Origin of the sequence: Photobacterium profundum (assembly GCF_003026285.1) — a bacterium.
Lineage (GTDB): Bacteria > Pseudomonadota > Gammaproteobacteria > Enterobacterales > Vibrionaceae > Photobacterium > Photobacterium profundum.
Window position 1 is genome coordinate 593,208 of record NZ_PYOD01000002.1, and the last position, 24,485, is coordinate 617,692.

General features: G+C 41.2%; 24 protein-coding genes. 8 read left to right on the forward strand and 16 right to left on the reverse strand.

The window, feature by feature from the left end; all coding sequences use genetic code 11:
- Positions 1-41 precede the first annotated feature (41 nt).
- Positions 42-1,793, forward strand: coding sequence for an SgrR family transcriptional regulator (locus C9J48_RS07430; protein ID WP_242610783.1), 1,752 nt, complete (start codon positions 42-44; stop codon positions 1,791-1,793).
- A 103-nt stretch (positions 1,794-1,896) separates the two neighbouring features.
- On the opposite strand, the gene C9J48_RS07435 is transcribed toward C9J48_RS07430, so the two are convergent.
- Together C9J48_RS07435 and C9J48_RS28340 are read right to left on the reverse strand one after the other, a co-directional pair.
- Complete coding sequence (locus C9J48_RS07435; RefSeq protein ID WP_006228847.1) at positions 1,897-2,742, reverse strand: enoyl-CoA hydratase/isomerase family protein; 846 nt, start codon at positions 2,740-2,742, stop codon at positions 1,897-1,899.
- A 419-nt stretch (positions 2,743-3,161) separates the two neighbouring features.
- The gene (locus tag C9J48_RS28340; RefSeq protein WP_006228846.1) at positions 3,162-4,328 is read right to left on the reverse strand and encodes a methyl-accepting chemotaxis protein; all 1,167 of its coding nucleotides are present in this window, start codon (positions 4,326-4,328) and stop codon (positions 3,162-3,164) included.
- Positions 4,329-4,717: 389 nt separating this feature from the next.
- Between C9J48_RS28340 and C9J48_RS07445 the strand changes: the two genes are divergently transcribed.
- Positions 4,718-6,007, forward strand: a complete 1,290-nt coding sequence (locus C9J48_RS07445) for a DEAD/DEAH box helicase (RefSeq protein WP_036802855.1) — start codon at positions 4,718-4,720, stop codon at positions 6,005-6,007.
- Positions 6,008-6,463: 456 nt separating this feature from the next.
- Here the strand turns inward: C9J48_RS07445 and C9J48_RS07455 are convergent, their stop codons facing one another.
- Together C9J48_RS07455 and C9J48_RS07460 are read right to left on the reverse strand one after the other, a co-directional pair.
- Positions 6,464-7,219 (reverse strand): alpha/beta hydrolase, encoded by a 756-nt coding sequence (locus tag C9J48_RS07455; RefSeq protein WP_006228843.1) that lies wholly within the window; start codon positions 7,217-7,219, stop codon positions 6,464-6,466.
- Complete coding sequence (locus C9J48_RS07460) at positions 7,216-7,599, reverse strand: DUF2784 domain-containing protein (RefSeq protein ID WP_036802853.1); 384 nt, start codon at positions 7,597-7,599, stop codon at positions 7,216-7,218. Before C9J48_RS07460 ends, C9J48_RS07455 begins: the two co-directional genes overlap by 4 nt.
- A gap of 533 nt (positions 7,600-8,132) precedes the next feature.
- On the opposite strand from C9J48_RS07460, the gene C9J48_RS07470 reads away from it, so the two are divergent.
- Positions 8,133-9,575: a cytochrome P450 gene (locus tag C9J48_RS07470; protein WP_006228841.1), complete on the forward strand. Its 1,443-nt coding sequence runs from the start codon at positions 8,133-8,135 to the stop codon at positions 9,573-9,575.
- Positions 9,576-9,687: 112 nt separating this feature from the next.
- Here C9J48_RS07470 and C9J48_RS07475 read toward each other — a convergent pair whose 3' ends face one another.
- Positions 9,688-10,860 (reverse strand): MerR family transcriptional regulator, encoded by a 1,173-nt coding sequence (locus C9J48_RS07475; RefSeq protein WP_181320804.1) that lies wholly within the window; start codon positions 10,858-10,860, stop codon positions 9,688-9,690.
- A 143-nt stretch (positions 10,861-11,003) separates the two neighbouring features.
- On the opposite strand from C9J48_RS07475, the gene C9J48_RS07480 reads away from it, so the two are divergent.
- The gene (locus C9J48_RS07480) at positions 11,004-11,591 is read left to right on the forward strand and encodes an AAA family ATPase (protein ID WP_006228839.1); all 588 of its coding nucleotides are present in this window, start codon (positions 11,004-11,006) and stop codon (positions 11,589-11,591) included.
- A 418-nt stretch (positions 11,592-12,009) separates the two neighbouring features.
- On the opposite strand, the gene C9J48_RS07485 is transcribed toward C9J48_RS07480, so the two are convergent.
- The 4 genes from C9J48_RS07485 to C9J48_RS07500 all read right to left on the reverse strand — a co-directional run bounded on the left by C9J48_RS07485 (position 12,010) and on the right by C9J48_RS07500 (position 14,387).
- Complete coding sequence (locus tag C9J48_RS07485; protein ID WP_006228838.1) at positions 12,010-12,300, reverse strand: hypothetical protein; 291 nt, start codon at positions 12,298-12,300, stop codon at positions 12,010-12,012.
- 862 nt (positions 12,301-13,162) lie between these two features.
- Positions 13,163-13,660 carry a DUF4865 family protein gene (locus C9J48_RS07490; protein WP_006228837.1) on the reverse strand — a complete coding sequence of 166 codons (498 nt, stop codon included), beginning with the start codon at positions 13,658-13,660 and terminating at the stop codon, positions 13,163-13,165.
- A complete protein-coding gene (locus C9J48_RS07495; RefSeq protein WP_006228836.1) occupies positions 13,657-14,061 on the reverse strand; it encodes a tautomerase family protein in 405 nt (134 codons plus the stop codon). Before C9J48_RS07495 ends, C9J48_RS07490 begins: the two co-directional genes overlap by 4 nt.
- Entirely contained in the window at positions 14,061-14,387 is a 327-nt protein-coding gene (locus C9J48_RS07500; RefSeq protein ID WP_006228835.1) for a carboxymuconolactone decarboxylase family protein, read from the reverse strand. Before C9J48_RS07500 ends, C9J48_RS07495 begins: the two co-directional genes overlap by 1 nt.
- Positions 14,388-14,495: 108 nt before the next feature.
- Here C9J48_RS07500 and C9J48_RS07505 point away from each other — a divergent pair, with 108 nt between their 5' ends.
- A complete protein-coding gene (locus C9J48_RS07505; protein WP_006228834.1) occupies positions 14,496-15,365 on the forward strand; it encodes a LysR substrate-binding domain-containing protein in 870 nt (289 codons plus the stop codon).
- Positions 15,366-15,906: 541 nt separating this feature from the next.
- Here the strand turns inward: C9J48_RS07505 and C9J48_RS07510 are convergent.
- The 3 genes from C9J48_RS07510 to C9J48_RS07520 all read right to left on the reverse strand — a co-directional run bounded on the left by C9J48_RS07510 (position 15,907) and on the right by C9J48_RS07520 (position 17,685).
- The gene (locus C9J48_RS07510; RefSeq protein ID WP_006228833.1) at positions 15,907-16,221 is read right to left on the reverse strand and encodes a heavy metal-binding domain-containing protein; all 315 of its coding nucleotides are present in this window, start codon (positions 16,219-16,221) and stop codon (positions 15,907-15,909) included.
- A gap of 28 nt (positions 16,222-16,249) precedes the next feature.
- Positions 16,250-16,759, reverse strand: coding sequence for a GNAT family N-acetyltransferase (locus C9J48_RS07515; RefSeq protein ID WP_006228832.1), 510 nt, complete (start codon positions 16,757-16,759; stop codon positions 16,250-16,252).
- 194 nt (positions 16,760-16,953) lie between these two features.
- Positions 16,954-17,685: a dienelactone hydrolase family protein gene (locus C9J48_RS07520; protein WP_006228831.1), complete on the reverse strand. Its 732-nt coding sequence runs from the start codon at positions 17,683-17,685 to the stop codon at positions 16,954-16,956.
- 342 nt (positions 17,686-18,027) lie between these two features.
- Between C9J48_RS07520 and C9J48_RS07525 the strand changes: the two genes are divergently transcribed.
- The 3 genes from C9J48_RS07525 to C9J48_RS07535 are packed head-to-tail and all read left to right on the forward strand — an operon-like array spanning position 18,028 to position 20,713.
- Positions 18,028-18,441 carry a FixH family protein gene (locus tag C9J48_RS07525; RefSeq protein ID WP_036802514.1) on the forward strand — a complete coding sequence of 138 codons (414 nt, stop codon included), beginning with the start codon at positions 18,028-18,030 and terminating at the stop codon, positions 18,439-18,441.
- Positions 18,431-19,687, forward strand: coding sequence for a cytochrome-c peroxidase (locus C9J48_RS07530; protein ID WP_006228829.1), 1,257 nt, complete (start codon positions 18,431-18,433; stop codon positions 19,685-19,687). The genes C9J48_RS07525 and C9J48_RS07530 overlap by 11 nt, the downstream gene beginning before the upstream one ends.
- A gap of 30 nt (positions 19,688-19,717) precedes the next feature.
- Positions 19,718-20,713, forward strand: coding sequence for a hypothetical protein (locus C9J48_RS07535; protein WP_006228828.1), 996 nt, complete (start codon positions 19,718-19,720; stop codon positions 20,711-20,713).
- Positions 20,714-20,867: 154 nt separating this feature from the next.
- On the opposite strand, the gene C9J48_RS07540 is transcribed toward C9J48_RS07535, so the two are convergent.
- From C9J48_RS07540 to C9J48_RS07555, 4 genes are read right to left on the reverse strand one after another with little or no spacing between them, the layout of a single operon-like run.
- Positions 20,868-21,917 carry an ABC transporter ATP-binding protein gene (locus C9J48_RS07540; protein ID WP_006228827.1) on the reverse strand — a complete coding sequence of 350 codons (1,050 nt, stop codon included), beginning with the start codon at positions 21,915-21,917 and terminating at the stop codon, positions 20,868-20,870.
- A 20-nt stretch (positions 21,918-21,937) separates the two neighbouring features.
- Positions 21,938-22,729 (reverse strand): ABC transporter permease, encoded by a 792-nt coding sequence (locus tag C9J48_RS07545; RefSeq protein ID WP_006228826.1) that lies wholly within the window; start codon positions 22,727-22,729, stop codon positions 21,938-21,940.
- Positions 22,716-23,651: an ABC transporter permease gene (locus C9J48_RS07550; RefSeq protein ID WP_006228825.1), complete on the reverse strand. Its 936-nt coding sequence runs from the start codon at positions 23,649-23,651 to the stop codon at positions 22,716-22,718. Before C9J48_RS07550 ends, C9J48_RS07545 begins: the two co-directional genes overlap by 14 nt.
- Complete coding sequence (locus C9J48_RS07555; protein ID WP_006228824.1) at positions 23,648-24,478, reverse strand: alkaline phosphatase family protein; 831 nt, start codon at positions 24,476-24,478, stop codon at positions 23,648-23,650. The genes C9J48_RS07550 and C9J48_RS07555 overlap by 4 nt, the downstream gene beginning before the upstream one ends.
- Between the last annotated feature and the right edge of the window lie 7 nt (positions 24,479-24,485).

Sequence of the window (24,485 nt, forward strand, 5' to 3'; positions counted from 1 at the left end):
GGCTAAAATGAGGAACCAAAAAATATAAACTGGTGCTCATTTTGTCTAAGTCTAAGAGTAAACTGATCCTCTACTATCTACGTATAGCCAAATTTGGGGTAAGAAAAGAAATTCTCATCACTCTGCATGACGTAGCGGAAGCCATGTTTACCAGTACCAGACATAGCCGCACCCTATTAAAGGAAATGCAAAGTGTTGGGTGGCTAGAGTGGGCTCCGAAGGTTGGTCGAAACCAGCGATCCATGCTTCACCTGAAATACAGACCGGATGAGTTGACGGCGGATCTCGCCAAAATGATGATCTCTGAAGGAAAATATGAAAAAGCTTTAGCACTTATCGACAATGACCAAACGCTATTTGGACAGCTACTACAAAATACCTCTGGCGCAACCCGACGTGAAGGGCAGCTGCATGTTCAGCTAACCTATCGTCGTCCCTTTTCACAACTACTGCCTCATATTCCACAGAGGAACAGTGAGCGCTTTCTGCTACGCCAAATATATTGCTGCCTAACCAAATGCGACGAGAATGGTATTGTCACTCCTCAGTTAGCACATCACTGGACTTATAATGAAGAGCGATACCACTGGCGCTTCTATTTACGCCCACAATTATCATTTCATGACGGCAGTGTAATTAGCGCAAAAGTGATAGCCGAATTATTTACCCAATTAAAAGATTGGCCGGGATACCAGAAAGAACTGGCACACATGGAAAGTACTTCTGTCATTAACCCTCACTGTGTGGAATTTCAGCTAAACCAGCCAGATCCAGGGTTTGCAGGGCTAATTGCAGATACAAGGTACTCAATTCAGCCAGTTTCACAGCTCTTTACCCCAACAGTGATTGTGGGTAGTGGCGCATTTCAAGTTCAAGAACACTCAGATAAACGATTACAGCTACAAGCATTCGATAACTATTACGGATGCCGTGCGCTCACCGATACTGTCACCGTCTGGCAGGTATCGCCACAAAAAGACGATTCATTTTGTACAACGACACTGCAAGCGGATATCGCACAAGATAAACGTTCTGTTTGCTCGCACTACCTCTCTATCAACGGAGAGAACATAGAAGCTGACAATGGCCAGCAGACCAGAATCGAAGACGGTTGCTTGCTTATGCTATTCAACCATCAGGCTGATCTTCCAATATTGCAACGTAAGTATCTGAGTCAGATTCTGACTACAGAAGAGATAATGGCGTATTTAATCAATGCAAAGAATCAGATAGAAGCAATCCCTGCGCACAACTTATTACCAACCTGGATAAAACCCTTTGGAATACCAATAACACAACAGCCATTGCCAGAAAAACTAACCATTGCAGTGTTTAAACATCAAGCTCTGATGGATTGCTCTGAAGCTATAAAAGAAATACTGAATCACGCCGGTGTTAAATGCCAGATCAACCTCTATTCCTTTGGCGATTTTCACGATAAAGCTGGCGCAAATCGCCTTAACGAAGATCTTATTCTGACGAGCTTAAACTTAGACGATAATCGCCCTACCTCTGCATTTCGCTGGTTGTTATCCAACCCAGTTCTACATCAGAGCCTAACGCCTGAAAACAGTAAATGGTTAAGTAAAGAGTTAATCAATATCCGACATAAAAGCCCTTTAACAGAATACCTACGTGAGTTGGAACCTATTGCTACCGCGATGATCAGCGAGAACTGGTTATTACCATTATTTCACCACAGGCAGACTCTGCATTTTGAAGGAATACTAAAAGGGGTATCCATTACAGCTTGGGGTTGGCCATCAATTCAAGAAATTTGGTCGGAAGATTAAAGTATAGAAAATAGTGGGAAGGCAGAGCCCACTATTCATATTTGGTATTAGCAACCAATCCGATAAACGGGCGACCTCTGCCGCTCCTGTATCGAGGGGCTATTTAAAGTAAACGTGCCCATAGTGGTCTTAATGACCATAACGTGAAGAACAGAGCAGACGGAGCATATTTCTTTTTGCGCCAAAAAAAACGTGACTGTTCTTTTAAAAAATCAGCGCCTAAAAATGAATCTGCAAGCTGTTCAGATTCACGTGAATTAGTCACTTTGAGCTCTTCTAAAGGGCTTCCTGCTAAAAATTGACGCGATTCATTATTTGCAACCCAATCTTGAGCAATGCGCTCAGCTTCTTCCATAAGCTGATGCTGAGGGACAACTTTTTGAACTAACCCAACGTCTAATGCTTCTTTGGCATTGGGTTTCCAACCTTCACTGCCTAACATACGCTGTGCATTCTTTTCACCCAATAATCGAGGAAAATGAAAACTAGAGCACCCCTCAGGGGTTATACCTAGAGCCGAAAAGGGAGTTGAAAAAGTTGCATTGTCTGATGCAATAATGCTATTTGCTAAAGTGGCAGATGTAACACTGGCACCTATTGCTGGGCCATTAACGGCAATAAGTAACGGCTTGTTACAGTTAAGAAAAATATCGAATAGCCTCAGGTTATTTTTTACGATCAAATTATGCAGCTTTTTCGGGGGCATAACTTTAAGTGACCCGCCTAAATTGACACCCGCAGAGTAGTATTTACCGGTACCCGATAAAATGATCGCTTTAACGGCATCGTTGGTATCTGCAACTAAAAACACTTCGCTAAGAGCATCCATCATTTCCATCGTCCACCCATTGAGTTTCTTGGGGCAATTCATGGTAATGGTAAGCACATTATCTTTGATATTAGTCAGTAGATGACTTGCTGCAACGCTTGAGAGTGTGAGGTTATTCATGATGATGCTACTTCCTGTAAAATATCCCTTAAATTTAATGCAACTCTAGCCCATATAATACGACCTTATATAAGGTGACATCATATTTTTTGAATAAGAAACACTTCAAAAATAAAGTGTACTAATTTGCTATGAGTATTAGCTCTAATCAACTATAGGACAAATCTGATTTAAGTGATCATCCTAAGTCACTTATGGGCATCAATATCTGCGGCTTTTATTTCAGAACTATAAAATGCCATGTAAAAAACTATATGCCATCTACCCTGAACATAATTATTTACCCGCAAAAGTAGTTTTTTTTGACTTGATTATTGAAACTCACTCCACTCTCCCCTATTTGAGTATTTGGGGAGAGTGTTATATCGTGCTATGAGTTCTTTGCTTAGAAATACACACGATTATCGCGTCTAAGAATTTTAACTTGTTTTAAATAACCCCAGTTGTCCTACGATGTTGTCTGTAACTTCACTAAGGTAGTACCCTTGTTGTTCAAGTTCAGCACAATCATTAGCATTTGAGCTAGAAAGCGTTTTTAATGCTTCAATCTCTTTACTGATATCTCTAACCAGCTTGTGAACATAAAGAATATCAACACTATCACTTTCACTGTCTTGACCAATAAGCGGGAGGATTTCATTAATATTTTCGCAGGCCGCTTCGAGCCCTGATTGGCTGGTTGTCGTGTAGTGAGACAATGATGTTATCGCTACAGACTGAGTTTTCATCTGTTCACCAGCGTCAAGAACCGCTTCAGATATCCCCGTTATTATCTGATTGATATCATCTAAACTTTCCTGAGTAGATTTCGCTAAGTTTCTCACTTCATCCGCCACTACAGCAAAACCTCTTCCATATTCTCCCGCTCTGGCAGCTTCTATCGCGGCGTTTAAAGCCAAAAGGTTCGTCTGATCAGCCAGGTTATTGATGACCGATACTACTTTTTCAATAGATTGTGTTTGCTTCGATAATTGGTGAAATTTGCTCTGAAGTGAGTCATTGTTTTGGATGTAAGTACCTATCTCTTTTACCATCACTCCCATTGTACTGTTTGAGGTAAGTAAATCATCTCGGGTCTGTTCAACTTTTGAGCGCGTTTCTTCTGCTTTGGACTGAAGAGTTATCGATGTCTGATCCAAAGTCTCAACTTGATTTGTTATAAAGTGGACTCGATTGTCTTGTTCCTGAATCCTTACTGAAATGTTTTGAGTTTTAAGCTTAAGTAAATCGGAGATTTCATCAGAGGTATTGGCCTGTTGTTGTATATCTACCAGCGCACATTTCACATTTTCTCTGAAGGTATTAATAACATTGAGTACATTACCCATTTCTTTGTTGTACTTACTGTTTATTTCGCAAGGCACAGAAAGATCTTTTCTTTCGAAATTCTTCATATAATTTGTGACATTTTCCAGAGAATCGACGCCCCAAAATTTTTCATCAATATCATGGGTAATCAAAGAAACAACAACAACATATTGAATGATTTGTGAAAATAACACATCAGTAAAAAATGTAGCATTTACCAAAAGTGCAATCGCACCTAACCAGTGAATGAACCTCATTCGAATAAAAAGTGAACGCATATACTGTCCCATTATAAGTGATGTTTTTTACTGGGTAATTCGGCATCTCTACTGGCTTTTATCTATTGTTAAGCTTGTATGCTTGTCCTTGATTATCAGTAAGTATTAAGATGTTAGCCGCTTCCCTATTGCGCAACATCCTATATAACATGCATATATAATACAAGTTATAGTTAACCCGAATCTTGGACGACAAAAAGAACGGTTGTGCTTCTTATATTATCCCTATCATTGCTCTACTTAACGCTTGGAACTTAGTTTCGTATAAAACTCGGTCTATTGGAGGGGGAATGACATTACGGCAGGGTTTGATCGATATCACTAACTTAACGGGGCATAAATACGCTAAAATAGCGCGCTATTATCTTAGCTCTGAGCCCTTTATATTAATGACTACTGCCACAACGCCAGCCAACTTTACAGAACTTGGCCTTATTTCACCTCTATTAGCTAGATTAACTGAGCTGGAATATCAACAGCCAACGCCTATTCAAGCGCAAGTGATCCCAAGTGTATTAGCAGGACGTGACTTAATTGCAGGGGCAAATACTGGTTCTGGTAAAACTGCTGCTTTTGCACTGCCTATATTACAGCACCTTTTTCAGCAACAACACGCTAACAAACCATTAAGCAGTAAAGGTAACTATGTTACTGGACTGATTTTGGTACCTACCCGAGAACTGGCTAAGCAAGTTGCTGACAGCATTAAATCTTATGCAGTGCATTTTAACGGTGCGATTAAAACGGTTGCTGTTTTTGGTGGTGTATCAGCGAATACTCAAATGCTCGCATTACGTGGCGGCACTGATATTTTGGTTGCAACGCCTGGTCGATTACTCGATTTGATTTCAAGTAATGCCATTAAGCTCGATAGAGTTAAAACCCTAGTGCTTGATGAAGCCGATCGAATGTTAAGTCTAGGCTTTACTGACGAGCTATCTGCATTGTTGGATTTATTGCCCAAGAATAAGCAAACGTTATTATTTTCAGCGACCTTTCCTGAGCAAGTACAGGCGTTAACTCAAGAATTGCTTAACGATCCTGTTGAAATTCAATTGCAAAGTGCAGATGCTAGCACTTTAGTTCAGCGTGTTTTTACCGTTAACAAAGGTGAGAAAACCGCCTTATTAGCGCATTTGATCAAGCAACATGAATGGCGACAAGCGCTTATTTTCGTTAATGCCAAAAACAGCTGTGAGCACTTAGCAGACAAACTCTCTAAACGTGGTATTACCGCAGAAGTGTTTCATGGTGATAAAGGCCAAGGCGCTCGTACTCGCGTGCTTGAAGCGTTTAAATCAGGCGAGATTGAAGTGTTAATTGCTACAGATATTGCTGCCCGTGGTCTAGACATCGAAAAACTGCCAGTGGTGATCAATTTTGACTTACCAAGAAGCCCGTCAGACTACATGCACCGTATCGGTCGAAGTGGCCGTGCTGGTGAAGTGGGCTTAGCATTATCACTTATCGATCATGACGATTATCATCATTTCAAAGTCATCGAAAAGAAGAACAAGATCCGACTTGAACGTGAGCAAGTAGAAGGCTTTGAAGCTGATGAAGTGAATGAAGCGTTTTTAATTGCAAATAAGCCGATGGCAAAACCTGAAGGCAGCGGTAAGAAAAAACGAAAAAATAAAGCATCTTTGAATGAAGATATCTGGCTGGACAATTTTTAACCAGATAAAAAATCAATCTAACAACAATCTGATTTTTAAATGGAAACCATTTAAAGGTTAATTTGTAACATGAACACCTCTCTGCAGGGCTAATCGATTTAATCATGTATTAGCTTGAAGGGGGGTGTAATACTCATTTTCCCTTAAGCGGCCCTCGCGACCACATCACATCAACGGTGAGTTGATCTATCAAATCCATCACAAGCCTCATTCGCAACCTCTGAATCCCCCGATGAAGTATTCGTATTATCTGAGATAGGGGTAATGATAATTTCGGTTTTGTCGCAAACTGGGGCGGTAGGTTATGATCATCCTCAACATTCATCACTTCCAATATTATGACTATTAAATTCACAGGCCGTCATTTTCCTTCCAAGATCATACTGCAGTCCGTTAATTTAATGATCTATTTAGGTGTAGTAAAAATGAATGAATAGAAAGTTATCGGATTTAGTATTATTGCAGCGCTCGCTTCACCCCGGCAATATATTCAGGGTACAGTGAAATATCGTTATGATCGGCTCCGCTGACTAGAACCGAGTCGATCAGTTGCTCTGTGAATTGAGCTTTTAACCGCTCGCTTCTTGCCCGCGGGATCACCCGATCGTTTTCCGCAATAAAGATATAAGTTTGTGCAGTAATGTTTTTCGCCCTGTTTATTGACTGGAACTTATCCTGAAGAAGCAGGGAGACCGGAAACATCCAGTAGATATTCTTGGCGACATTTACGATGCTATCAAAGGGAGTGACCAGTAGCAGTTTTTCCACCTGCCGGTTAACCGCCACATAGGTGGCAACACCTGAGCCAAGGCTTCTGCCCATCAAAGAGATCTGTTCATGGTTTACCTTTACCCGATCAAAAATATACAAAGCATCGTGATAGAGATATGCTTCGCTAGGCGTACCGGTACTGTTACCATACCCCCGATACGGAATTAAATATACGCTATAATTCGACAATACAGCTTCAAAAAATGCGATGTTATTTTCAATACGTTCTGCATTGCCACCATAATAGATTAATGCTTTCGGCTGGCCCTCATTAACCACCCAGCCGCTCAACTGTACACCGTCGGTAGTAAAGCTGATTTCAGTTATTCCTTTCACCGCAGCTGGCGGTTGCGGAAAATATATAAATTTACGTTGCAAAACGAACAGCAGTAGACAGAAAATAATATAGATTAGCAGTATTGTCGTTAAGGTACTTTTCATCCCCGTTTCCCGTCGTGCTTAGCCATACGCTTATAATAGACAAGACAATAAATACAGAGGTTAATTAGTAAAGCAAAGATGCCAAGCATTACCTGAATATTAGGGGTTAAATTATTCGGATAAATGATAGGAATCAGATAATGCTCGACAAATCCCTGCTCATAATCAGCCGAACCAGCAACTCGCCTCAAGTGATTTTCCAACGGCGTCAATGGACAAATCCAACCCTTAAAACTAATCAGCGCTGCCCAGATGACGGCAGGGAGGTGCACAAAAATAAGAGAGCCGCGCAACATAAGCAATAGCCCGCCTAAGAGTACAAAAATGATAAATAGCAAATGCACTAGCACCAACAAATCTGCCAGTATTAGGTAAGTCATTATTTTCACCTTACATATTAGCCCATGCTTGGCATTATAAGTTATATACCCGTTACCTATCGAAATGCAAAAATCAGCATATCTATAGCAATTCCAGATATTGATAACGCCTATAAAGAGCTTTGTTGAAGCGATCTGATAATACTCAATTATTCCATTAACACTGAGCTCAGTTATCATAACCAGCTCTTCATTCCGGTTAGCTGTTTAACACATGCCCTACAAACATAATGACGCCAAACGCCATCATTTTAAGAAGCATACCTACGCGTTAAATAACTATCGCGAGTACAACCAGGCTCTCAGGCAACGCGGCCGGTTCGACATTTGGATATCTGAAGAGATCATCAACCATTGGTAACATGATGAACGCGTTTATGATGGTACCGGCTCTTCCAAATAATCATCTTCACTAATCAGCGGAAAATATCAACAAAGCCACTATACTTACCAACTGGTACGATCTGCTAGTCTATTTATAGCCATTTCTGTTACCCCACAGAAGTTGGTTATCATAAAAGGAGGATACAAGCATGACGGAGTCAGTGGTACGGGAAAATCAACTGATAAAACGAACATTGGATGACCTACCCCAACCTAAAGGCTGGCCATTGTTGGGCAATTTCCTGCAGCTACAGTCTAAAAAACTGCATCAGGTGCTGGAGCAATGGTGTTTGGAATATGGTAATACATACAAAATCGATATTGCTGGCCTGTTGTTTGTGGTGATAGCAGACCCTGTGGTGGTCAAAGATATCCTGCGGCGGCGCCCAAAGTCTTTCAATCGTACCGCTAGTCTCGAGCGGGTATTCAAAGAACTCGGGATCCACGGTGTACTTTCAGCCAATGGCGAAAGCTGGAAGCGACAGCGCAGGCTAATCATGCCCGCATTCAGTAAAAAGAGCCTAGCTTCATTTTTTCCTCTGCTGGAACAAACCACTGAACGGCTTCGCCTTCGTCTCGTTAAGAAAAAAGGACAAGATACTCTCGCCATCCATGATGATCTTCGCCGTTTTACCGTCGATATCACCACCTCTCTGGTGTTCGGACATGACACCAGATTACTGGAACATGACGGAGATGGTCTGCAGAAACATCTAGAAGTGATCTTCCCGCAGTTAAACAGCCGCACCAGGATGCCTTTTCCCTACTGGAAATACATCAAATTTAAAAAGGATCGCAAATTAGATCAGGCACTGATTGAAGTTGAGAAATATGCGCTAAAGATAGTAGAACAAACTCGGGATGAACTGCAATTCAACCCGCAGCTGGCAGATGCTCCCGAAACCATACTACAGGCGATGGTCGCGGCTTCTGATGATAATAACCGCCTGACCAACGAAGAACTGTTTGCCAATATCCTGACATTACTGCTGGCAGGTGAAGACACAACCTCTAACCTGATCGCCTGGATGCTGTATTTTATCAGCCAGAGACCGGATATTCAGTGCAAAATAAATGAAGAGGCGGAACAGATCCGATTGAAGCATAAGGGTCAGATCAACGTACAGGGGCTGGATGAGCTGACTTATCTGGAGGCCGTCGCCCGTGAAACCTTACGCCTAAAGTCCACAGCTCCCATGATATCAGCTGAAACCGTTGATCAGGTGACACTACTGGATGGCACAGAGTTACCAGCTGGTACCGGTCTCTTTTTGATGACGCGGCTAGGCGGACTTAACCCAGAGCACTTTAAGGACGCAGAGCAATTCAGGCCTGAGCGCTGGCAGGAAGAAGCCGTGGCAGCAGAAGCTTGCCCGCACAAAGCAACCAGCCACTTTCCCTTTGGCGGTGGTGCACGCCACTGCCCCGGTGAAACTCTGGCTTTTATGGAAACAAAAATGGTCATAGCCATGCTATGCCAGCAATTTGACATCTCTCAGCCGGAGAGCCCGCCAGTAGTGGAAGAGTATGCCATTACCATGCGACCCAAGAACCTTCAGATCTGTTTGCAACTCAAAACTGTGGGCAAATAACCCGCCCACAATACTGCTGTCTAGTGTTTCAACAAAAACCACCTCCATTGGAGGTGGTTTTCACGATAGTACCTCTTTAAAACATACTTAAAGAAAAGAGATAGCCGCTACTTTAACGACACTTTCTTAGGATAAACATCTGATAGCCGAACTGACCAAGATAGTTGCTGTAAATGTCGACTTCTTTACTAATTTCTTTCAGTACCTGAGAGCCTTGCATTTCTGGTTGTACTTCTTCAATGCGCAATTTCAATGGTTCATAGTAGTTCAGCCATGCTTGGCGACTGAGCGTAAAGTTATTAATAACGTCATAACCAGCAATTTCCATCTGTTTGATACGTGTAGTAACCGTTTGAATATCAGGATATTCATGCTTCCAGAATTCGATAGCTTCCTCATTCGGCGTATCTGTCAACCAAACTAAGTCGCTTAGCATTAAAATACCTCCGTCATCAAGCAGAGGCTTCCATTGAGATAAAGCCTTGGTCACACCCATGATGTAAGCGCTTCCTTCTGCCCATAAAAGATCGAAACTCGCCTCACTAAAAGGCAGCGTCGTCATACTGGCACAAACTGTTGTGAGTCGAGATGCTAAGCCATCCGCTTCAAAACGGTCACTGAGTCTTGTTAATGCCGATTGCTCGTTATCCACAGCTGTAATAGATGCGGTCGTATTATTTGCCAGTACCGTCGTGGCCAGACCTTTACCACAGCCAATTTCAAGAATGACTTTCGGTTGCTCAGGTAAAAGCGACAACGCTTTGAGTGTTTCACTTTCACTTCCTGGCGCCCAACGGTCAAGTGCTTCAAAGACCGTCATAAATTCGGCCATATACTGTTCGTGTTCGTTCATGTCTTTTGATAACCATTTTAATCGCAGCGCTTCTTTTTCACTGAACCCCTGCTTCATTAACCAATCTAAATGCGCATCAGGCGCTAATTTATTTGTATTTTCATGCCACTCTTTAAGATTCCCCTCACCAAGCATCGCCGCGAGAAGCTGTCGCGACTGTTGTTTTTGGGCAATTTCATCATCCAATTTATATAATCGACGTTGTAAAAGTTTACGGTCTACTTTTGCCTCTAAGCACGCTTTACACTCTTTGAGGGTTAATCCTCCAGCCTGAAGTTGCCGAATTAAACGGATGCGCTGAAGATCACTCTCGCTGTATACTCGATAGCCGTTACTTAATCTTCGACCTTTTATAAGGTTTTGTTTTTCATAATAAAGTAGAGCGGTGCGTGACAGCCCCACTTCAACAGCGAGCTCAGAAATTCGATACACCATTTAATTCGATTCCATTGTTTGAATAAGAGCACTTTAAACTATGAAGTTATAGACAGGTCAATAACAAGTTTAGAAATAGCTAATTATTTTCAACTTTTGACTAAGCTTCTTAGATAACAACTAGCTAGTTAGAGGCCGTAATGAAAAAGCAGTTGCAAGTTGTCGTAACGGGTGGTCCCGGTGGAGGAAAAACCACAGCACTGGATCTATTCCGTAGAGAGCTAGGCCATAAAATTGCCGTTGTACCCGAGGCTGCAACCTTGCTCTTTTCCGGAGGGATAACGCGATCAGATAATGAGCAAACACTCAGAATGATTCAGAAAACTATTTTTCAGCTGCAGAAAAATCTGGAAGAAATCCATAAAAAACAATTTCCGGATAGGTTGCTGGTCTGCGATCGCGGGTCACTTGACGGCCTAGCTTACTGGCCAGGTACGGAAAGTGACTTTTTTAAAGATGTAAATTCAACCTTTGACCACGAAATCGCTCGCTATGATGCCGTGATTTTTTTTGAATCAGCTGCAGCCACCGGACATGATATCAGCAGTAACAATCCGGTAAGAAACGAGTCTTCTGAACAGGCAGTTCAATTAGATAAAAAACTGCAGAAGATTTGGTCTAGGCATCCTCACTTCTACTTCGTTGGCACTTCCGAGTCATTTGTCAGAAAAATTATGTTTGGAATAATGACCATAGAAAATGTGATAAACAGGTACCATAGATCATAGACAGTACCCCTTATTTTGCTGCTTGGTTTGTAGCTTTGGTGATGCTCTCGGACCAAAGAAGTAACATTACGGATATTCCCTCGAACTTGTAGGCACATTACTTGGATTAAGAAAACGTGGTCAAATAACGGTTTGATGAACAACTCGGGCATTGTTCGTAACTGGTGAAAAATTGAAGTTGCAATCAATTACGCCCAACGATTTCTTGAAGTCCAAACTTAATTTGGCTACTTTTCTGACTATATCTGGGGCTGAATTAATAAGATTGATATAAAACACTTTTTAAATAAACAGACCCAATGGGTCTGTTTATTTATATCTTTATTAATTGGGGTAATGCAGAAACAACCTAACCATAATTTGTTTCTTAATCATTCTTGATACCAAGTATATAAAGACATCGAACTAGTTCACGTCCTTACGTTGCCACTTGTGTCATATGTGTTGAGAGAACATGACCATCATGGAAATTCACAGGTATTACCGCATGTATTTCAGGTAAAAAGAGATAAGCATTATCAATTTCATAGTTATGCATTTCTACGATGACTTGTAAATGCTGTTCAATTGCTTTCTGTAGTTGGAGTGTACGCGGTTTACTACTTTGAGCACCAAACTTACAATAGTGATCTTTACTTGAATATACCCAGATATTGAAATTCTGCTTTCCACTTTTAAGTTGCTCGATAATATCGGCAATATTTCTCATGAAATTCCCTTTAAATAAATATCTTCGATTTGACGACTTAATTATTATGTACTAGAAAGTTTGTTCTTGGAATTCTCGTCCTCTATTTTTGTTGTTTTATGAGATCTTGGTGATGTTTTTTGAGAGCTACTGGTTGGTTTAACTGCCAACTAGACCATAAGGAGCATATGCGTTCGAAAATATCTAAATATTAGATTCAATACTCTAATTACATTGAGAGTTCATTTATTTCTAAATCAAGTTTTTTAAGCTACTTTTATATGTACGACGTGGTGATTATGTTTATTACCGACATAATCATTGACAACCATTTAACGCAACACTAAAGAGGTACTTTACACTAGGGCATTATATTCATATAAGTAAATTTAAACTAATATTAGGATAAAGGTATAACTAAGCTTTCTGAATCTCTTAACCCATAAAACTACTCATTACCACGTTAGTTTATTCGTTATGATATATTGAGTATAAGAATGAAAGGTAATACTTCGTTTGAGAGAGTGGATAAATTTAGTTAATCGTCAGCTGTTTAAAAATGCCGGATCTCTCGGATAAAAGAAAACAGGAAGCATGAAGTGAATAACTTTCACACAATAAAAACATAATGATGCGTACAGGAAAAGATAGCAAATTGGTGATAGATAAAAAGAGCAACATAGTAAACATACTACAAAAAAAACATTCTAAAGATCCTTTCTATTACCTATTCCTCATCAAATAGTCACAAGCTTATCTCCAAAGAACCCTTTAGTACTCACAAGACAAGTAGCGATATCTCAAACTTACTTCTGGACAGAAGCGTGTTAGCTCTTAAACTTATAACACGCTTCTATTTCATTAGTAATAACTAATGCACTGACTAACTAAATGCCTTTTTACCACGGGCAACATAACCCACAGAATAGATGTCTCCATCCATTTCATTAAACAGTTCTGAGTGAGTTATCCACGTGACCCCCAGCGTATTCCAGGAGGTAAAATTCAGACCGTAAACATCTGCATCCAGACTGACTTGATGATGTATACAAGCAAAATAACATTCCGAATCGGGTACCTTTGCTTCACCGTCAACAAACCAAATCTTAACTTCAGGCTGGCCAAACTGCTCACAGAGGCTTCTAAAACCATCGCTTTTAAGAAAAGAGACCATTGACTGATGATCCTGCCAAATATAAAACGGGGCATAGCTGTTTACTAAGGTTTTATAATTCTCTGCATCCTTACGTGAGTATAGGTATGCCTTAAAAACCAAGCCTGGATATCCATCTAACAGATATCCTTTTTCTCTTATTCGCGTTTCAATTTTTTCCATTGGATAATCAGCAGGGAGAACTATTTTATATTGCATTGCTATCATTTTACTTTCCCCGCTACGTCTTTCCATGAGAGGCCTGAAGAAAAAGACCAGTCTTCTGCCTCGTTAAATTGAAGAACCACCATGATATCTTCTTTACTAATGACTGTTTTTTTCTGAAGTTGTTCACACAGCGCTTTATACAAAGCTCGCTTTTGCTCATGACTGTGCGGTTTTCCTGCGAAGACATGAAATAGAGCACCGAATTTGCTGCGCCCTTGGGTTAAATTTGGGTAGTATTGATTAAATACTTTCTGCTGTGGACTGTGAACATCGAACATTTGAAAACAATCTCCACGTGGCACGTCAAAATGTTTTTCTAAACACTGCTGTAGAATCCTTGAAATTTGATGTTGATAATTTTTAAATAACTCATTACTAACTGATATCCGTGTCAAAGGCATTAGTAAGTCCTCAAACCGTTAATATCATCTAAGCGCTCGATTGCTGAAGCCGTCACAGGCCAGCCCGCATAAAAAGCCAAATGTGTCACTGCTGCACTCAACTCTTCTTTGCTGAGTCCATTATCTAATGCTCGTTCTAAATGCCCCGGTAATTGTTCCATTCGATTTAAGGCGACCAACGCGGTAACTGTTATCAAGCTACGATCCCGCAGGCTCAGACTTTCATCACGCCAAACTTGTTCAAACAGTACCTTAGAGGTGAGCTGATGAAATTGAGGGGCAACTCTAGCAAACGTCGCCATTAAGTCTTTTTCTTTTGAGGTCATATATTTTCCTTAGCTAATTGAGCTTACGGAACAATAATAAGTTGATCTTTTAATATAAAAAATCAAAACTATTTATAGTAACTGTTTTGATTTTCGGGATGATTGGTCATGCGTAATTTGGATTTGGATGCCTTGAGGTGTTTTGTCTTAGGTATTGAGCTGGGGAGTTTTGCTCTTGCCGCAGAACGACTTAACCGATCTCCTTCTGCTGCCAGTGCTCAGTTAAAAAAGCTTGAGCAGCAATGCAATACTCCATTAGTCGCTAAAATAGGCCGACACCTAGAGCCTACTGAAGCTGGAGAAATAGTTCTGGCTTATGCCCGACGTATGCTTCAGCTAAATGACGAAGCGCTGCACAGGTTAATGGGAAATACACTTGAAGGAAAAGTCGCCTTTGGCTTACAAGAAGACTTCAGTGAGGTTCTGTTACCACAACTTTTAGGCGCATTTTCACGAACACACCCACAACTGCAATTGCAATCTGTCGTTGGTCGCCATAAAGAACTCATTAATGGTATCAAATCTGGTGAATTAGATTTCTCATTAGGTTGGGAAGGAAAAAAAGCCGCACCATATAGTGAGTGTTTGGCAGAACTACCACTGCATTGGTATGGGCCGAAAAGCAAACACTTGAAAGAATCCGTTCAGTCAGCCAAGCCCTTACCTTTAGTGATGCTCGATTCCGCATGTATGATAAGACAACAAGCAACAGAAGCACTGGATCACGAAGGCATCCCATGGAAAATTACTTTCGTTGGCCGAAGCTTAAGCAACTTATGGCGAGGAGTTGAGGCCGGACTAGGTATTACTGTCCGCTCTTCTTTCAGTCATCCAGACAGCGTCAGCAAGTTGAATGGATTACCCAAACTTGGAAAACTTCGATTATGCCTTGATCGCAATCAATACCAGCTAGAGGAAGTTCAAGCTCAGCTATATGGTGAATTAAAACAACAGCTTTTGCAGTATCTTGAAAAATAGATTTATAAATGACCAGACATTTCTCGAATTAGATACGCTCAGTCAAAAGCTAGTTTTGACCAATATTGTTTTATGTGCTTTAACTCGTTTCGGGGCAAAAGTAAGTTAGTAACTCAGTTTGTTGGACATTTCATAAAACGCTAAATAGAGAGTTTCGAAGCAAACTGTTCAGAAAAGAGGAAACAACTTGTTCCCCTATTTTGGTCAGCAGACTGTTGTCAAATTGATGGCATAAATCCAAATCCATTAGCCAGCTTTATCAGAAGTAGAGCGCCCTCTAAAAAGGTTTGGGGCAGAAATTAGTTGAGATGATTTGTGTAGCAGGTTACTGCACAATTGGAAAATGAATCCTCCCATAAATTACGAAACAAGCCGCTTCGCAATTTAGTTTTATGCTTATCGAGCCACTGTTAAACACCGAATGAGGCAACTCTTAGTTTGTAGCCCTGCTAGCCTAGGTAGTAGCCTTACCCTTGTGCTTACTGGCTTTAGTAATTAACTGGAATTCCAAACCTGAATACTTGGTATTAAGCCTCATAAATTAACGTAGTTTAACCGCAGTGCCATAGGCAAGAATTTCTGAAGCGCCCTGCATGATCGCACTTGTTGTAAACCTAAGGTTCACGATGGCATCAGCACCTTGCGATTGTGCATCGGCAATTGCACGGTTTAAGGCCTCTTCACGCGCTTCTGTGAGCATTTCAGTATAGCCGCGAATTTCACCACCAAAGATAGTTTTAAAACCTGCCATAATGTCTCGACCTACGTGCTTAGATTGCACAACATTGCCCGTAACAACACCCAATGTTTCTGTAATTTCTCGTCCAATAATATCTGACGTTGTAACACATAACATAATGATTTCCTTTTTGTTATTCGAATGTTTACAGGTGCATTGCATACAAGCGCAAGGCGGGCTGATTATCTGGTTCTTCAACTGTACTTTCAAAGTCGAGCCCCAACTTTTCTAACAGCGTTATAGAGCGTTTATTATCAGCGGTAGTAATCGCAACTAACCGTTCAATCTTCAGGGCATCTTTAGCATAGGATTTTAGTGCAACACCCGCTTCATATGCATACCCTTTACCTTCAAATTCAGGTAAAAAACCGTAGCCGATATCGATATCATTAAGAGAGTCACGCTTTATTAAGCCACTAATACCTAATGCCGTCTTGTCCGATTTTAGTTCAACCATATACAAGCCCATACCAATGCGCTCATACATATTTAATGCACCCGTCAGTAAGTACTTACGAGCATCGTCTATTGTCTGTAAATTCTTATCGCCCACAAACTGTAAGAATGAATCGGTGTTATAAAGTCTATAAATAAACTCAGCATCATCTTCAATTAACCAGCGAATCGTTAATCGTTCTGTTTCTATGATATTCAAACTGTCTCCTCACTCTTCCATCATTCTTAGGGGCATTGCCATTGCATAAGCCAGTATGCTCGCAAAATTGTTTACTCACAATCGAATCAATAATTACACTATGATTTTTCCCTTATATTAAAAGGGTTACGTTTAACGCAACCCTTTTGGCTCGACGTCAGAAAATGGCTATTAAATTTAACTTGCAGAGACAGTTATTTAATTTCTGCTAAAAATTCAACAAAACGTGCCCAAGATTTTTGATCGGCAGCTGCTTGATAGCGATCGGAACCTTCAACAGTAAAGCCGTGTGGCGCACCACTGTATACAATCATTTCACTGTCGACATTACTGGCTTCAAGGGCTGTAGAAAGATCGACAAAGTCAGCCATAGTTACAGAGATATCGCCACCACCATGGAACACAAGTACCTTACCTTTTGTTTTCGCGTAATCAGCCCCTTCTGGTGTTTTTAATCCACCATGGAAGGTGACATAGGCTTTCATACCTGCGCCACTGCGAGCCATTTCAAGTACTGCTGCCCCGCCAAAACAATAACCCATTGCAACGGTATTATCGGCTTTTGCACCCAATGATGCAGCTTTCTCTAATGCACCATCAAGCAAGCCCAACATTTTTTCTTTATCTTGATATAAAGCGCCTGTTAGCTTTTTCTTTTCTTCTATTTCTGTGGGGCGTACATCTTTACCAAAGAGATCAGCTGCAAACACCGCATAGCCTTCATCAGTTAGCATACCTACGCGCTTTTTTTCATAGGCGGTAAGTCCATCCCAGTCATGAACCATTAAGATTAAAGGCGCACCTTTTTTGGGTGCCATATAAAAACCTTCATATTCTTCGCCATTGACTTGATAGCTTACGGATTCTCCTTGTGAAGCAAGCACAGACGTTGATACAAACAATAATATTGCTAGCAGCTTCTTCATCTCATTATCCTTTCACTTATGGGCGACAAGTCGTTTTAGTGTAGTTCACGCGATAAAACCAGAGCTTCTACGTTGGCGTCATGACCTATAAAGTACATATACCACAACACGATTAACTATAATTTAAACACCGACAAACACCCGCAAATAATCACCAATAAAGAGGTAAATAAAATACCACTTTGTAAATGGGAATATAACTAGTTATTAATACCAAACTTCAACTTTGATATTTATATAATGCTAGATAGTTATAATTAATCTTAATGCTGAGCTTGATCAATAACGCTATCAATACAATACTTCAAACAATAAATATAATAATTAATAAGCTAGGTTGCTGTGTTGTATAAATATATAATTATTACATTGCTCGTATTGATGAACAGCCCATCGATGGCCTCATCAACGCTGCCCGTTATTGTACAAACACCTAAATACAGCATCACCGCAGAACCCACTGAATTGCCTATTGTTTTAAATAAAATTCACTCTTGGATTATTCATATCGATGACACAACAGGGCAACCTGTTCAAGGGTTAGAGTTTCAAATAAAGGGAGGGATGCCCGCCCATCAGCATGGCTTACCGACGCAACCTCTGCTAATTAATGAACCGAAGCCCGGAGAATACATTGTTGATGGCGTGAAGTTTAATATGTATGGGGCGTGGATAATCGAATTAATTGATTTAAACCCCGATTCAAAATCCCATCAAAAAATAGAATTTGATCTGGATCATACTAATGCTAAATAAAGCAATGGTGATTGTAGGCTCAGCTATAACAGTGTTATTAATTTATTTAATAACCTATAACCCAGCGCCTGTAATAACAATTTGGACTGATGAGGAATTAGCCATACTTCGCAGCTTGCGCCTTCCAAGTAAATGGGAAATAAATGATCCGTCTAATAACTACTTACTCAATCCGCAGGCTGCATTACTTGGTAAGTTACTCTTTTCTGATACTCAACTGAGCCGCTATCAACAAATCGCCTGTGCGAGCTGCCACCAGCCAGAGCACTATTTCACCCTAGCGGCCAATAGCGATATCTCGTTAGATAAACAAGTACCAACATTGTTGGGTGTTGCTAGCTTCAACTGGTTTATGCTGGATGGCAGTGCTGATAGCCTATGGGCACAAGCATTAAAACCACTAGAAAATCATATTGAACATGCCGGCACTCGTACGCAATATGTGCAATACGTGTTAAATCGATATCCACAACTTTACCAGACTGTTTTCGGTAGCCTCCCTGCCCTGCTTATGAATACCATTTTACCAGAGCAGGCCTCTCCGACTAGCCAATACGTAGAAGAACAAAAGAACTGGCAGTGGCTAGGCATTCAAATACAAACGGAAATCAACCGTGTTTACGCAAATATAGGGAAATCATTAGCCGCTTATCAAGCAACCCTATGGCCTAGAGATACTCGGTTCGATCGCTATATCGATCAAGTCACCGCTCCACCCAGATCGCCCGATATCGGCGGAAAGCCTTTATTAAGCGAAAACGAAATTGCAGGGCTTAAACTGTTTATCAGCGCACAAGGACAATGTATTCGTTGCCATAACGGCGCACTCTTCTCGAATGGTGACTTTCACGCTACAACGGTTCCGATGCCTCACCTTTCCGCCCAGAAAGGACGATTTACGGGAGTAGAGCATGCTCTCAAAGACCCATTTAATTGCCTCGGTTACTATAGCGATAGCGAAGCAGCACAATGTAAAGAGCTGATTTTTATCAAAAGAGCCAGTGATGAACTAAAGGGCGCTACAAAAGTACCGAGTTTAAGGAACATTGCCGATACCGCCCCTTATATGCATGCAGGGCAATTCTGCACACTCACAGAAGTACTCCACTATTACAATCGGGCAGCCACGCCATTCGGGGCACATTCAGATTTAGCACCGTTGAAATTATTACCTTACCAACTCAACCAGCTCGAAGTATTTCTTCGAACGTTGTCAGAAGAAAACATCGACGAGCCAACAAGATAATCACAGGTTAGCCCTTTGGAAGAACAGATAATGAACAGAATACAACGAATACGCGCTAAACAATGGCTCTGCATCGTAGCTTCTTTTCCTGCACTTTGTTTTAGTCAATTTAGCCATGCTCACGTGAGGTGGTTTATTGCAGATGGCACCAATCCAGAGACAAGCCTCCCTTTCGATACCATCTCTTTTGCTATTGTTATCACAACACTCAGCCTTTTTTTGTTTGCAACGATGATCACATACGCTCCCATACTGCCTAACAAACTAAAAGCAGGGCTAACTCAACCTATTGTCACACCGCACCCTTGGATATGGTACTTCTTGGTACTCGTCATTAATTGTTATCTTGCAGTTAACCTGTTGCTGGGGGAGTTTCTTGCTCCAAACCTCTACTTATCACCTCAACTTGCGTTGTATGGCGTTATCATTCAGGCGTCGGCAATCGTGCTAATGGCCGTCTCGGTCAGCCTAACAGGCGTCGCGATTGCGCTAACATCACTCGCTCTATTCATTTTCTTTCCTTTTTTTATCGCGTTTGATTACCTCTTTGAGTTCTTATTTGTTGGTCTGTCGCTTATCTTTATTGGCCCCAGCTTAAACAATAATGACTACCGCCTATGCAAGTATTGGAATCAAGACAAAGAACAATGGCGCAGAATCGCAGTCCATTTAGTCCGTATAGGGCTAGGGCTTCAATTGCTAGAATTAGGTATCCACAATAAGTTAATGCTTCCAGGCATGGCATTGGCTTTCATCAACCAAAACGACTATTACAATTTCTTCCCGCTGCTTAGCCTCCCGCAAATTAGTAATCTGCATTTTGTTGTTTTTGTCGGTATCAGCGAAGTCATTCTTGGACTAATACTTATAGCCAACCTTGCCAACCGGATCATATACGGTCTGTTGCTGGCTATATTTATGACAACCTTTTTACTTTCGGGATTAGAAGAGCTTGTCGGTCACATGCCGATTATAACGATCCTCTTTATTTTGTTTCTCGAAGCTGGGAGACAAAAACCAGCTTGATCAGTAAAGAAGAATGCCAACTCCACTAATTATCTCTATTTTTCAAACAGGTGATGTAAAAACGCCAACAATTACGTTGGCGTTTTCAATACTAAACAGAACTTTAAAATCTCACATTGAGACAGCATGATTAAAGCAGAGATACCCACACTAATTACGCCACTTCTTGCATCTCGTTTTTATTAAACATCAACTCAAGTTTGGTGCCTTGTTCGAATAAACGCTCTGATGAACGGTTCAGCATATCAACAATAATGCTTGGCGTTGGTGCAACGTTTGGTTGCTGTGTTTCGTCTTGAGAAAGCACAACTTGATAACGAATCACATTGCCTAATAATTGATGGCTAACCACATTCGCTAATACCGGGGCTGAAATATGCTCACCATACTGACGACCCGCTTCACGTACATAGATAGATTCTGGTCTAATTGCGAGTTTTCCATTAATCGACATACCGAAAATATCGTGCACTTGTTTTGCACCCAGTAAATTGTAATTTCCCATAAAACTGGCAACAAATTCACTCGCGGGCTGGGTGTATATTTCTTCCGCTGTGCCACTTTGTACAATCTCACCTTTATTCATCAGGAAGATACGATCTGACATCGTTAAAGCTTCTTCTTGATCATGGGTAACAAAAATAGTGGTTAGGTTCATCTCTTTTTGAATAGTTCGAATTTGCTCACGAAGGTGCTTACGAATACGTGCATCCAGTGCGGATAGAGGCTCATCCAATAGTAAAATTCTGGGTTTAACCACCAATGCTCGTGCTAAAGCAACACGCTGGCGTTGCCCGCCAGACAACTGATGAGGGTAATACTGCTCACGCCCATTTAACTCAACCAACTCAATGACTTTACCTACTTGCTGCTTTAAATCAGCCGCTGACACTTTCTGCATTTTCAAGCCAAATGCAATATTGTCCCATACGGTCATATTGGGAAATAACGCATAGCTCTGAAACACCATACCAATGCCACGCGTTTGCGGCGCTGCATGGGTAATATCTTCACCTTTAACAATGATATTACCGTTATCAACATCATTCAGGCCGGCAATACAACGTAATAGTGTCGATTTACCGCAACCACTCGGGCCAAGCAAAGTAACAAACTCTCCTTGTTTAATCGTCAGGTTAATACCTTCAAACACAGTGTTTTGACCAAAGCGTTTACTTAAATTTGAAACTTCAACGTAATTCATGGTTCAGCTTTCCCTGTGTTCTAACGACTAAAGCGCGTTGCTAACCACGTTAAAAATAACGTGAAAAAGAAATAAGACATCACCAACGCAGAAGTAAAGTGACCACTGGTTTGGCGCATGTTGTAGAGATAAACTTGTAAGGTTTCAAAGCGCGTTCCAACCAATATATTGGCGAAGACAAACTCCCCAAGAAGAAAAGAGAACGATAAAAACAACGATGCTAACAACCCTTTACGAATATTGGGCAATACAATCGAGACAAAGGCACGGGGTGTGCTTGCCCCCAGTAAATGAGCTGCATCCATCAAATCGCGTAAATTGATCCCCTGTAGGCTATTTGCTAGGGCGCGATACATAAACGGTAATGCAATGGTGAAATACGTACCAATTAATACCCATGGTGTACCCACAATCGGAATTGGACCATCAGCATAGAGCTGTAATAACCCCACCGAAGATACAACCGGTGGTACGGCGAATGGCAGTAATATCAGTAAATTCATCCAACTATCTAATCGTGGAAAATAATAAAACACCACAAAAATAGTCGGAATAATTAATGCGCAACTCACCGCTAACGAAATAAAACAGAGCAATAATGAACGACCAAACGCCGCTAGAAATCGAGGGTCTTGCCACAGCTGTAAATACCAATCAAACGTAAAGCCATCGGGGGTAATAGTGGCGCCCCATCGCTGGGCTAATGAATACACTAACGTCGCAATAACAGGAATGGCGAGTAGCGAAATTAATCCATATACCACTGATTTATGGTACGTCGTCGCACTCATTTTAAAATTAACGTTTTGCATGGTAGCTCCTTTTCAGCAACCATTGATTTATCGCTGTTACGAAGCCCAGAATGATCATGAGTAATACCGATAAAGCCGCGGCTAAGTTCGGCTCAAGGAACAAATCACCCGACACTAGACTCGCGATACGAATCGTTACTAAGTTGTAATTACCTGTTGTTAACGCATAAGCACTGGCATACGCCCCCATCGCGTTAGCAATCAGAATAATTAACGTACCCAATAATGCTGGCGATAACACAGGTAAAGCGATGTGTAACCAATAGCGCCATTTATTCGCGCCCAATAACGCCGCCGCTTCTTCCCAATCATCGCGCAGGGCATCAAAGGCGGGGTACAGCAACAACATGGCTAGAGGAATTTGGAAATAAATATAGATAAACGTTAAGCCCGTTTTAGAGTACAAATTGAAATCGTCAATCCAACCCCATTGCTTTAATAGCAAGGTAATGGCGCCGTTAAAACCAAGAATAATCACGAAAGCAAATGCCAGCGGCACCCCGCTGAAATTGCTCGCCATATTCGTAAAGGCCACGACCCAATCTCGTATTTTACAATCCACCCGTCGTAACGATGCAACACCAACCGTCGCAATGGCTAGGCCTACCACACTCGACCACATCGCAATCGACATACTGTTACCAAAAGACTGCAATAAGAAGTCAGAATCGAAAATTTCATGGTAGTGTTCAACCGACCACGATTCATCGTAGATAAAGCTGTTAACAAATACCCATATCATTGGCGCAAGTTGGAAGAAGAAAAATACCACACTGAATGGCAGTAATAATAACGCCGGACGCCAGTGTTTATAGTGCGATTTATATTGCGGTTTAAAGCGTGCTGTCACCTGAACAGTACTAACGCTTGCACCATTACTTGGCTTCTTGGCAGAAGAAGCCGTTGGGATTAATTCACTCATTTAGACCCTGCTAATAACATCTTACAGCTGGCTTTATCGTGATGTTCTATACCCAATAAATCACACACTAAACCGCAAATTTCAGTCTGTTTCGGAGGCTCAATATTTTCCACAACATTACGGTGTGCAAACTGGTTTCCTATTACAAACATCGGTACTTCACGTTCTTCTGCTAATACACCACCATGGCTACGATCGTTATTCATACCATGATCGCTGGTTACAATAATTTGATAACCTTGATCTATCCATTGCGGAACAAAACGCGATAGATAAATATCGGCATAACGCGCTGAATTACGATATTGCGATGAATCCAAACCAAACTTATGCCCGGTATCATCAATGTTCATCGGGTGAATCAAGAGAAAATTAGGATTGTACTGACGGCGCAAATACTCGGCGTCCAAAAACAAATGCTCGTCGGGGTAATGATCTGAATGGTAAAAACAGCCATGCTGAATATTCAACGTTTCATCATTTGTTACGCGGTCACGAATAGCGTCATACGGGGCGCGATTATACAGTTCACTCATCCAGTGATAAGCCGCTGCCGCTGTAATTAATCCAGCGTCTTTCGCTAAGCTAAATACACTACTATGATGAGATAAACGCACGACTTCGTTATTCACAATACCGCTTTCAACAGGACGCTTACCCGTTAAAATACACTCATATAACGGGCGTGACATAGATGGCAGCTGTGCCTGTACTTTATACAACGTGGCTTGATGGGTTTCGATTAAACCGTTTAGGTAGCCCATGCAATCATGAGCTACCTGATAGTTCAGTCCATCAAGCACAACAAGAATCACCTTATTGCGCATATCAACC